This is a genomic window from Mycolicibacterium brisbanense, assembly GCF_001570425.1.
GTDB lineage: Bacteria > Actinomycetota > Actinomycetes > Mycobacteriales > Mycobacteriaceae > Mycobacterium > Mycobacterium brisbanense.
In genome coordinates this window covers 49,391-58,522 of record NZ_BCSX01000029.1, presented here as the reverse complement: position 1 = coordinate 58,522, position 9,132 = coordinate 49,391, and the positions used below count along the sequence as shown (strand labels likewise).

The window sequence follows — 9,132 nt, the reverse complement described above, 5'->3', positions numbered from 1 at the left end:
GGCGTCAGACACCAGCAGCATCGAGGGAGGCCCGCCCTTCTCGGCGGAGCCACACAGGTGGGGAATTTCGATGAGCGTCAGTGGGGAAATTCAGCGAGCGCAGTCAATACCGCCGATGGTTGTGTCATGCAACCGCATTGGTACCGCATGCACACCGCGATAACCGGCCTTGAGCGCGTGGGTTACGAACCGGGGCCACCGCGCCTCGGCCGCCAAGTCCGGGCTGCTCACCGTAGTACCACTCAGATAGCACTCCAGGCACGGCCCCTCGGCGGCTTGCAGTTGGAACAACTCCAATAGTCGGGCCGCCTCGCTGGAGGCTGCCACGACGTTGAGGCCGCCGTGATTGTCGGCCAGCAATATCCCTACGGCGTCAACGCCAAGTGACTGCTGACTGCGCACCGCGACGAGGTGCAGAAAATCGATCAAATCGAAGTCGTCGACCAACGCATCGGCCAAGTCGGCGAAGGCTCGCGCCACCGACAGTTCAGGGCGGGTCATGGTTGCCCCTCCATATCGTGATCGGGTGTCGGGGTCGCGTCGTCGGGGTGGAATCGTAGTCGTCGCTCCACGACGGCACGGGCTACCTCGGTGAGGGCTTGGTCGTGGCTGAACGCGTAGGCCCGCATCCTCACCAGCGCGTCGAGCACCGCGATACCCAGTTGAACGGAGACCATTCCAGCGGCCTGGTGCACTTCGGCATGCCACAGTGTTGGTCCTTGCCCGTCGCCGCTCTCCGCACTTCCTGGCGCGGTAATTCCGCTGCGGGCATCGATTGTGAGTACCAGCGCGGTGTCGGCATACACCAATGCGTCGACCAGCTGATTGTGGTCGAGCCTGATCGGTTCCTCGTGAACCAGGTCGAGCACACCGACCCGGATGGCCCCCAACGCCAGCGGAAGGCTGAACATGGACTGCACACCGCGGCGAATCGCTTCGGCCGAAAAAACCGGCCATTGGCGTCTGCTGGCAGTCGCCGACAGGTCCTCCACCAGCATCGGGCGTCCCGACGCCAGGGCGTCGACGGCGGGACCTTCGCCAACGCGAGCCTGCAACTCCTCCACCTCGCCAGCACGACCGTCGGTGACGCACACCGGCTCCAACGCTTTCATACTAGTTGTCAGCAACAGACCCGCACCGCTTATACCAAGCGCCTCGACACACGCCAGGCAGGCGATCCGCGGAGAAAGTGGGGAAGCCTCCCGCCGGGCACGCATGGCCACCGCGGTCCAGGCCCGCACAGCGCGATCGTTATTCATCGCCACCCAATTCGATGCTGGTCACAGCCGCCGGTCTGTTCACCTCGCCGGTGGTTTGGTGAGGAACACCAAATGGAACTTGCCGATCTGGATGTCGTCACCGTTGACCAGCGCCACCGACTGAACCGGCTCATGGTTGACATAGGTGCCGTTGAGGCTACCGGTATCCACCAGCTGGTACTGGTCGTTCTCTCGGCGGAACTCGGCGTGGAGGCGGCTCACCGTGACGTCATCGAGGAAGATGTCACTGCGGGGATGGCGACCCGCTGAGGTGACGGACCCCTTGAGCGCAAATCGCAATCCGGCGTTCGGTCCTCGCTTGATCACCACGACCGCGCAGTCTAGCCGTGGCTCATCGCATCTCCAGAGCGCTGACCCATAGGATGGGCTCGAACGCTGCCGTCCGTCAGTGGCCGCGGTATGGAAACTGGTCGTCGTCGGTCCGCCACTATCCCAGTGGTCGATCTCACGCGTCGCATGATCCATGTCGGATCCCTTCTCGGCTGGTACCGGTCGCTGAGCTACGGCTGTGCGAACCAAAGCTCAGGACCGCGACGCCAGATAGTGGGTCACAGGCCAAAACGCGCGTCAGTGGCCGAGTGCCACCTCACAGTAAAGTTTGCGATGCTGCGGATTGAAGAGGCTTTGGTCCCGACATGAGTGACCATTCGTCACAGTCGCAAATCCCGGCGTCGACAGGCCCGAATGTCTGGCGCCGTATGGATTTGGGCAAATGCAGAGTCGTCCAGAGCAAGGGGCCGCAGCTGAATGTACCAACTGACGACGGGGACAACGGGTTTCGAAGCCAAACGGTCAACGTAGCTTCGGTACCGCTGGGCCTTTGGCCGGATTTGCAGATCGCTGTGTGATGGTTCCACAGCACACCAAATCTGGCCAAAAGCCCCACCTTTCAAAGCCCCTTGGCCTCTGGGCGATGAGCGATGCCGGTGCTGAGATAGACCATGGGGTCTTAACGATCCCGCGACATGTTGACGTCACGCCGGCCGCAATACGGTTTGGCCCCGAACTGGAGGTAGATGATGAGCACAGTGACTCAATCGACCGCGACCCGCGCATTCGCCCGGGTACTCGGTCCGTTCTTCGCCATCGTGTCGGCAACGGTGGTTGCGCGCGCGGCCAACATGCGCGTGCTCTTGACGGAGTTTGGCGCGAGCGCTGTATGGCCCTGGGTAACAGGTGCTTTCGTGTTGATGGCGGGAATCACCGTCGTCGCGCTGCATCCGTACTGGCGAGGGCTCACTGCAATTATCGTGTCCATGCTGGGATGGATCATGGTGATACGGGGCATCCTGCTCATGGCATTTCCCGACTTCTTCATAGCCATCGCCAACCGGACCATCGGTGCAGAAAATCTTTGGCGCGTAGTATTCGCCGTCTTCATTGCGATAGGCGTCTACCTGACCTACGCCGGCTGGATCGCCCGCCCGAAGCCTACGATTTCACCGGCTGTCAGCTCAACACCTGATCTCCCGCGAGCAGCCTGACGCGAGTTAGTCGAAGGCCGATCGATTACGGGAGCGGGGCCGTCCACCGGAGCCGGGTGCCGCCGCCGGGCACAGCCTCCACGATGAATGATCCGCCGGCCTCCTCGGCACGGCGACGCAAATTCACCAACCCGCTGCCTGTGATGTTGTCACCGATTCCGCAACCGTTGTCCACCACTTCGATGCTCAGCTCGTCGGCTACCCCAACGTTGACTGACAGGGTGCTGGCCTGAGCGTGCCGTACAGCATTGCTCACCGCCTCCCGGACAACGGCTTCGGCATGGTCGGCCAAAACCGTATCGACCACGGACAATGGACCCGAATACTGGATGGTGGTGCGGATTCCCGAACCCGCGAACCCTCCGATGGCTTCGTCCAGCCGCTGACGCAGCCGGGTGATCCCGGAGTCAATTCCGTGCAAGTCGAAGATGGCGGTGCGAATCTCCTGGATCACGTCCTGGAGATCGTCGACGCACTCGGTGAGTCGTTGGCGTACTTCGGGAGCACGCGCTCGCGGGATCGTGCCTTGTAGCGCCATCCCGACCGCGAACAACCGCTGGATCACGTGGTCATGCAGGTCGCGTGCGATCCGGTCCCGGTCGGTCAAGATGTCCAGCTCCCGCATTTGTCGCTGCGTCGTCGCGAGTTGCCAGGCGAGGGCAGCCTGATCGGCAAAAGCTCCCATCATGTCGAGTTGCTCCGCGCTGAACGGTTCGGCACCCACCTGACGCAACGCCACCAGCACCCCTGCGATTGTCTCGGGTGCGTGCAACGGCAACACGAGTGCCGGACCGGTCGCCGGCTTGTCTCCGGGCAAGATGTCAATGCTGTCGAAGCGCCCCGCTTGTCGTCGAACGAAGGCGTCGCCGATGACCGATCCGGCGACCGGAATGACCGATGCCACGGATGCCGGACCAGCCCCCGAAGTGGCCGCCAAAACAAGTTCGTCCGCTTCATCGGGCGGCGCATCGGGATCGTCAGGGACGGCAACCAGTGTTAGTTCCGCACCGCTGAGCTTTCTGGCTTCGTCAGCCACGAGCCGGAAGACCGTCGCTGGATCAATGCCGGACAACAGCTCGGTCCCGATGTCGCGCGTTGCTTCGATCCAAGATTGCCGGGCCTTGGACTGCTCATAGAGGCGTGCGTTGTCGATGGCGATGCCGGCAGCGGCCGCCAACGCTTGGACGAGGACCTCGTCGTCCTCACTGAATGGTTGGCCACCGGCCTTCTCGGTCAGGTAGAGGTTGCCGAACACCTCGTCGCGGATACGGACCGGGACCCCCAAGAATGTCCGCATCGGCGGGTGGTTCGGTGGGAAGCCCACGGATGCAACGTGATCGGCGATATTGTCCAACCGGATGGGTTTGGGTTCGTCGATCAGCACCCCGAGCACACCACGTCCCTCCGGCAGATGCCCGATCCGTTCGCGCATTGCTTCGTCGATGCCCTCATAGATGAACTCGACCAGTTCATGATCCCGTCCGCGCACACCCAGAGCGCCGTAGCGAGCATCGACCAATTCGATCGCGGTGTGCACGATGGTGCGCAGAGTCGCGTCGAGCTCCAGACCCGACGTGACCACCAGCATGGCATCGAGTAGGCCGTCGAGGCGGTCACGGCCTTCGACGATCTGCTCGACGCGGTCCTGCACCTCCACGAGCAGTTCCCGCAATCTCAGTTGAGACAGCGTGTTCCTGAGCGGATGCACGGCGCTGTCGGCGCCCGACTCATCGGCCACTACATGATGGTCCCACTCAGTGATCGTGAAGGCGAGCAAAACTAGTTTTGATCGTTTCCAGTTAAACCGCACCCGTCGCCCGGAGTTCGCTGCGGCGACGGTTCTACTGGATCCAGGTGGGCTACTTCCCGCCATCTCCGTCATGGCCGGGGCGCGCCAGGGCCCGATCGGCGGTCTGGATCAGATTGCGGTGAAACTGGTACTGCGCGGCCGCCAGGGTGCTTGCCAGATCGATTGCCGCGTCGACGATCTTGGCCCGCAGCGGATGGACGGCTTCAGGGATCGCCTCATCCAGCGCATGGTTGAACTTGCGCAATGCATCCGTCGCTGCGTGCTGGCCCACCCGGGCTGATTCGCGAAGTTCTTCGAGCAGTTCGGTCCGCTGCGACGGCGACGTGGACTCGGTTGTCTGGGACATCTGCAACTCTCCTTGCCGGTTGTGAATGCGTGCGGTTTGACGGTATCGAGATTGGAACTGCCCCTTACAGCGGCGAAAGTCCCGACCTGGCATGGCCGATAGTCCCTGCGCAGGAGGATTGGGCGGTCGAGCCGGTCATGACTCTTCGTCTACGCGTTGAGGCGTGATCGACTCGACGGACTGCTCGACGCGATGCTGACGGTTACCTCGGGACTGGATCCGGAACGCAACCTTGAGCGCGAAAGGATCAGGTCTCTGCGCGAGGGGCGTGGGGTGTTGGGCAGGTGTGCGTTGGTGAGTCACATCGGGCCAAGTCTGCAGCGGATGTTGCTCACAACGGGTCTTGCGTGGCTTTCCGCGGTTGTGTGGGCGACGTGGTGGGTTCGGTTGTGCGCGGATCATCGCTGTCGCCAGCTCCTTGGCGTCTTCAAGCGGTTGCAAATCGTTGAGTGAGGTGGCCAGAGCGCGGCTGCCCTCGGATGCGAAAACCGCCACGCTGAGACCCCTTGGCGGGGCACGCGTCGACCGCGGGCGCTCACAAATATTCGGCGAACCACTCGCAAGCCAGTTTGGCTACCTGCTCCAAGGTGCCGGGCTCCTCGAAGACGTGGCCGGCCCCAGGGACAATCGCAAGTTCACATCGACCTGGAATCAATGCTCGCGCGCGCTGATTCAGCTCGATGACGGCATGGTCGCGCCCTCCGACGATCAGAAGTGTCGGCGCGAGGACTCTTGCCAGCGCGCGCCCGGCGAGATCGGCGCGACCACCACGCGACACGATCGCCTTGACGCGCACCCGGGGATCGGCTGCGGCTGTCAGCGCTGCTCCTGCCCCTGTGCTGGCACCGAAATAGCCGATAGGAAGAGCCGCGGTGTCGGGTTGGTCGGCAAGCCATCTGGTGACACCGACCAGGCGCGAGGCCAACAGCCCGATGTCGAAGACGTTAGCGCGGTTGCGTTCTTCGTCGACCGTGAGCAGGTCGAACAGGAGCGTGCCGAAACCGGCAGCGTTGAGGATCTCTGCGACGTAACGATTGCGCGGGCTGTGCCTGCTGCTCCCGCTGCCGTGAGCGAAGACCACAACACCCCTGGCATTCTCGGGGATCGTGAGGTGCCCGGCTACCGAAGCCTGCCCAGCGAGCACCTGTACTTCCTCGTCGTGCAGGTAACGGTGTCCTGACTGGTCCGCAGTATCGAGGTATTCCATATTTGAATGTTCGGCAGACACGTGGAGGATCGATATGGGATTTGGTCACCGGTCGTGCGGACAAGGGGCCTCACGTCACGCCGACGGCCGTCTCGAGTTCGGCGAGCGAGTGCTCGGTCAGGAGGCCCAGTTCGGTGATATCGGGCATGACGTCGCGGCCAGCGACAAAGCCGAACCCGACGCGATCGGCGTACGAGCAGGTCGTGACATTGAGCGCCTGTCCGTCATATACGGCGGAGATCGGATAGATCTCCTCGACATGTGCACCGTTCCAGTACATTTCGTCCCGTGGACCCGGAACGTGCGAGATCGGCAGGTTGTAACCTGCTCGGAGCCTCGGTGCGAACGGCAACATCGGCATCAGCACCGTCGGAGCGATGCTCGCCGCCAGCAGTAGCAAGGAAGCTGCTGCGCCGCGCGCAGCCACTTCGTGCTTGCCTTGCGACATGGACCGATGGATGCGATCCAGTCGCTCTGCGGGATCGACCAGATCGGTACCCAGCGGGCACAGCCACGCGCCGAACATGTTGCCCGGCTGGTCGGCTCGTCGGTGATCGTGAGGATGCACCGCGATCGGACAGATGGCGACCAACGACCGGTCGGGTAACTCGTCGTGATCTGTCAGCCAGCGGCGAAGCGCACCGGCGATCACGGCGGTGATCACGTCGTTGGCCGTCGCCCCTGCTTTTCGTGCTACTGCCTGGAAACGGCTGCTGGGCAGGCTGGCGGCGCTGACTGCGCGTTCGCGTCCGAGGCGGCCGTTGAAGCGAACATAGGGCGCGGTCAACGGTTGCAGCGCGGTATCGCCGGTCCTGCTTGCCGCAATCCTCGCTGCTTCGCCCGTGACCACCTGCGCAGCCAGCGTGACTGCTGATGATGCGGCTTTGGTTACGGCGCCGAGCAGCGCCAGTGGATGGGGTAACCGAGATCCGCGGTGTACCGCGGGGGCCTGTCGCTCGGCGTAGAACCCACTCGACGAACGACATCGCGGATCGGGACTCAGCACATCGGCGAGCGTCTGCAAACCGGTCACACCGTCCATCACGGTGTGATGCATCTTGATGTAGAAGGCGAAGCGGCCGTTGTCAAGGCCGTCGATCAGGTAGGACATCCACATCGGTCGCGATCGGGCGAGAGGCTGTGAGTGCAGTTGGCTGATCAACTTCCACAGGTTTTCATCTGGTGTCAGCGTGACTCTTTGGCAGTGCCTGCCGGCATCTACGACGTCGAGCTCCCGCCACACCCAGGCGCCCGCGGTGTCAATGCCGCGGTGGGGATACCTGCGTAGTCGCGGATCCCCGACTTTTCGACCGATCACACTGTGCGCGTAGACCTGGTCGACATAATCAGCCCCCGACGCGCCTGGCGGCGACAGGACCAGTACCGCACCGATGTTGAGGGGATTGGAAATCACGTCGGCGGTGATCATTGCCGCGTCCAGCGGGCCCATCCAGTTCACCGTGCGCCTCGCTCAGGCCGACCGGTGTGACTCGGGCTCGGTGGACGGCCCATTGACGAGCCCCGATTGCAGCAGGGCGCAGTCGACAAACTGCTGTACGGGCCGCGAAGCGAAGAACCCCGTGTGACCTCCGCGATACCAGACTATCTGTGGCTCACCCCAGTGTTCCCACAATCGAAGGACCTGCTCGCGCGGATGTACGAGCTGATCAGCGATGCCGGCGTAGATGAAGCGACCAGACATCGGTACACGCGGCTGCAGGGACAGTGGTGACAACATGTGTCCGATGGGCGCGGCCAATGAGACGATCCGGCGACGCGGATCTTCGTCACTCAGGCCGGCGTGCCGACCGAGCAGTACGACCAGATCGGCCACCGGTACCCCGAGAATCGCACAAGTCAGGCCGTCTTCGAGACTGGCGACCAGCGACGAGACGTATCCGCCGAGGGAGATGCTATACAAGCCGATCGACGAGTTGGGTTGCTGAATCCGGATCCAGGTCAGCAGCCGCCTGATGTCCCAAACCGCCTGAGCTGTCGCGTGTACGTTGTCCATCACGTCCTCGCCCGGAAATACGGCCCCTTTGGGTAGCCCGCGTGACCGGGGACCATGCATCGGAAGGACCGGCATGATCACATTCAAGCCGAGATCGTCGTGCAGGTGCCAGGCCCGAAACAGCGCGAGATCGAGTGCGGCGCGGCCCATCTCGGCGCCGTGTACACAGACCAGCCAGGGACGGTCATCGGCATGCCGCAGCAGCAAGGCGTATTCGCGGTTGTTGGCCGTATAGCTCAGCCATCGATTCCTGCCGGGTTCACCCACGCGAGGCCTGTAGCCGCTGTCAAAGGCGATTCGCTCGTAGTGTCGACCCGCCGCGTGCACCGATCGGATTGTGACCTCAGTCAACGCGGGCGGCCTCGCAAAGAACCGCGGCGGTTGCGCCAACCAGCCTTTTCGTGCGTAGAGACGCAGCGCCGCAGTGATTTCAGCCTCGATGCGGTCGAATTCACGCAGGTCGCCCACCGGCCGTCTCGCCCGCAATCCCAACAGCACGATCTCATCGCGGAGCGCGTGTGCGGCCAGTGCGATCGTGGGCCGCGCAACGGGCAGCTCGCGCGGTCCGCGGTCGAGGTATTCGCGCCAAGCTCTCACGTAGTAGTCGAAAGCCTGGGCGATCGGGCGAACCGCGGAGCTGGCCGCGCCCAGGCCGAACGCCTGAATGTGCGAAAGGCCGGTACGAGATGTACTCGTACTGTTACGGATTGCCGATATCTCCGCCGAGGTCGGGATGTCAGACTGCGTGGGTCTCGACATAACGAACCACATCCGCAAGCGTCCGCAAACCGGCGTAGTCTTTTTCGGGTATTGCAACGTGGAGCCGTCGATGTACGCCGACCAGGAAATTGAGCCAGTCCATCGAGTCCAGGTCCACCTGGTTGCGCAACAGGAGGTCGTCGGACAAATCGACCGGATCCACCTCTGGGGCGATGGTCGTCAAAACTGACAGTACTTCTTCACGGATGCGTTGAGCAGTCATCATTCTCGT

9 protein-coding genes and 1 pseudogene are annotated in these 9,132 nt (G+C 62.9%); 1 reads left to right on the top strand and 9 read right to left on the bottom strand.

The window, feature by feature from the left end; all coding sequences use genetic code 11:
- Positions 1 to 90: 90 nt before the first annotated feature.
- Genes RMCB_RS17885 through RMCB_RS17875 form a run of 3 tightly spaced genes read right to left on the bottom strand, consistent with a single transcriptional unit; the run spans position 91 to position 1,745 of the window.
- On the bottom strand, positions 91 to 501 hold the full coding sequence (locus tag RMCB_RS17885) for a GAF domain-containing protein (protein WP_062829859.1): 411 nt from the start codon (positions 499 to 501) through the stop codon (positions 91 to 93).
- Positions 498 to 1,259 (bottom strand): GAF and ANTAR domain-containing protein, encoded by a 762-nt coding sequence (locus tag RMCB_RS17880; RefSeq protein ID WP_084388532.1) that lies wholly within the window; start codon positions 1,257 to 1,259, stop codon positions 498 to 500. The genes RMCB_RS17885 and RMCB_RS17880 overlap by 4 nt, the downstream gene beginning before the upstream one ends.
- A 39-nt stretch (positions 1,260 to 1,298) precedes the next feature.
- Positions 1,299 to 1,745 (bottom strand): FHA domain-containing protein, encoded by a 447-nt coding sequence (locus RMCB_RS17875; protein WP_084388531.1) that lies wholly within the window; start codon positions 1,743 to 1,745, stop codon positions 1,299 to 1,301.
- A gap of 554 nt (positions 1,746 to 2,299) precedes the next feature.
- On the opposite strand from RMCB_RS17875, the gene RMCB_RS17870 reads away from it, so the two are divergent.
- On the top strand, positions 2,300 to 2,764 hold the full coding sequence (locus RMCB_RS17870; RefSeq protein WP_084388533.1) for a hypothetical protein: 465 nt from the start codon (positions 2,300 to 2,302) through the stop codon (positions 2,762 to 2,764).
- A 25-nt stretch (positions 2,765 to 2,789) separates the two neighbouring features.
- Here the strand turns inward: RMCB_RS17870 and RMCB_RS17865 are convergent, their stop codons facing one another.
- The 6 genes and pseudogenes from RMCB_RS17865 to RMCB_RS17835 form a co-directional block, all read right to left on the bottom strand.
- Positions 2,790 to 4,502 (bottom strand): sensor histidine kinase, encoded by a 1,713-nt coding sequence (locus RMCB_RS17865; RefSeq protein ID WP_234792162.1) that lies wholly within the window; start codon positions 4,500 to 4,502, stop codon positions 2,790 to 2,792.
- A gap of 121 nt (positions 4,503 to 4,623) precedes the next feature.
- On the bottom strand, positions 4,624 to 4,920 hold the full coding sequence (locus RMCB_RS17860) for a hypothetical protein (RefSeq protein ID WP_062829856.1): 297 nt from the start codon (positions 4,918 to 4,920) through the stop codon (positions 4,624 to 4,626).
- Positions 4,921 to 5,455: 535 nt separating this feature from the next.
- Positions 5,456 to 6,085 (bottom strand): annotated as a pseudogene (locus RMCB_RS17850) (dienelactone hydrolase family protein); the annotation flags it as partial.
- A gap of 112 nt (positions 6,086 to 6,197) precedes the next feature.
- Entirely contained in the window at positions 6,198 to 7,586 is a 1,389-nt protein-coding gene (locus tag RMCB_RS17845) for a wax ester/triacylglycerol synthase family O-acyltransferase (RefSeq protein WP_062829854.1), read from the bottom strand.
- A 12-nt stretch (positions 7,587 to 7,598) separates the two neighbouring features.
- On the bottom strand, positions 7,599 to 8,792 hold the full coding sequence (locus RMCB_RS17840; protein ID WP_062829864.1) for an alpha/beta hydrolase family protein: 1,194 nt from the start codon (positions 8,790 to 8,792) through the stop codon (positions 7,599 to 7,601).
- A gap of 85 nt (positions 8,793 to 8,877) precedes the next feature.
- Positions 8,878 to 9,126, bottom strand: a complete 249-nt coding sequence (locus RMCB_RS17835; RefSeq protein ID WP_062829853.1) for an acyl carrier protein — start codon at positions 9,124 to 9,126, stop codon at positions 8,878 to 8,880.
- Positions 9,127 to 9,132 lie beyond the last annotated feature (6 nt).

Coding starts and splice junctions, on each gene's coding strand:
- RMCB_RS17885 (WP_062829859.1), bottom strand. CDS start 501: ATGACCCGCCCTGAACTGTCGGTGGCGCGAGCCTTCGCCGACTTGGCC.
- RMCB_RS17880 (WP_084388532.1), bottom strand. CDS start 1,259: ATGAATAACGATCGCGCTGTGCGGGCCTGGACCGCGGTGGCCATGCGT.
- RMCB_RS17875 (WP_084388531.1), bottom strand. CDS start 1,745: ATGGATCATGCGACGCGTGAGATCGACCACTGGGATAGTGGCGGACCG.
- RMCB_RS17870 (WP_084388533.1), top strand. CDS start 2,300: ATGAGCACAGTGACTCAATCGACCGCGACCCGCGCATTCGCCCGGGTA.
- RMCB_RS17860 (WP_062829856.1), bottom strand. CDS start 4,920: ATGTCCCAGACAACCGAGTCCACGTCGCCGTCGCAGCGGACCGAACTG.
- RMCB_RS17835 (WP_062829853.1), bottom strand. CDS start 9,126: ATGATGACTGCTCAACGCATCCGTGAAGAAGTACTGTCAGTTTTGACG.